We start from the raw sequence: 236 nt of genomic DNA, 5'->3' as shown, positions 1-236 counted from the left end.
GGTTTTGATGAGGATGTACTGGCGAGCGTTAAAGCTGAAAATGCTCAAGCGAAAGGTAAAACCTATAACAGCGAAAAAGCCCCGCGTTTAGTGCAGTTAATGCAAGATTGGGAATGGAGTCAGAGCGCAATTCAGTGGCATGAGTCTGACGATAAATTATTGGTGATGTTGGAAGCCGTTGACAACAAAGATCGCTGGATCGCCAGTGTTGATCTTCAAAAAGGTAAGCTGATAAC

1 protein-coding gene is annotated in these 236 nt (G+C 44.1%); it reads left to right on the top strand.

The window, feature by feature from the left end; all coding sequences use genetic code 11:
- Nucleotides 1-236 (top strand): hypothetical protein (locus AAEY72_RS16335; RefSeq protein WP_352311736.1); only part of this gene is annotated, 236 nt, incomplete at both ends.

Source organism: Psychrobacter sp. W2-37-MNA-CIBAN-0211 (genome assembly GCF_040309405.1).
GTDB lineage: Bacteria > Pseudomonadota > Gammaproteobacteria > Pseudomonadales > Moraxellaceae > Psychrobacter > Psychrobacter glaciei.
Note: the sequence above shows the minus strand (reverse complement) of the source record. Positions and strands in the feature narration are given on the sequence as shown.